This window comes from Sagittula sp. SSi028 (assembly GCF_048553715.1).
Taxonomy (GTDB): Bacteria; Pseudomonadota; Alphaproteobacteria; order Rhodobacterales; family Rhodobacteraceae; genus Sagittula.
The window spans coordinates 1-477 of the sequence record NZ_JBLZNC010000056.1 but is presented as its reverse complement, the minus strand read 5'-3'; the positions used below and the strand labels follow the sequence as shown (position 1 = coordinate 477).

Genomic DNA, 477 nt, shown 5'->3' with positions numbered 1-477 from the left:
GACCCCGCCGGTTGACGAAGGCGCGGTTGCGGTTTTGAAGGCTGCCGTTCTGAATGATGACGACACCTCTGGCGATGTGAACGCCGGTGACACGATCACCTACACCTACACGGTGACCAACACCGATACGGTGCTGAACGCGCTGAATGTGACCGTGACCGAGCCAAACGACGCCACCAATCCGTTCACCGGCACGGGCACGGTGCCTGTTCCCGCGAATGAGACCCTGATTGCGGGCGGCTCCGGCAACAGCACGGATGCCACGGCCAATGACAGCTCATGGGACCTGCTGGCGCCTGGCGACAGCGTGACCTTCACGGCGACCTATACGCTGACGCAAGCGGATGTGGATGCAGGCAAGGTGGACAACTCCGCCGTGGCCAGCGGCACAGACCCCTTCGGCAACGCCCTGACCGACACCTCCGACGACAACACAAACGGCGACGGCAGCACAGTTGATGGCGAAGACGACCCGAC

At 63.1% G+C, this 477-nt stretch carries 1 protein-coding gene; it reads left to right on the top strand.

The annotated features are described in order from the left end of the window. Positions 1 to 477, top strand: a 477-nt coding sequence (locus tag ACN5AZ_RS18740) for a DUF7507 domain-containing protein (RefSeq protein ID WP_419430401.1), incomplete at both ends; no start/stop codon positions are given.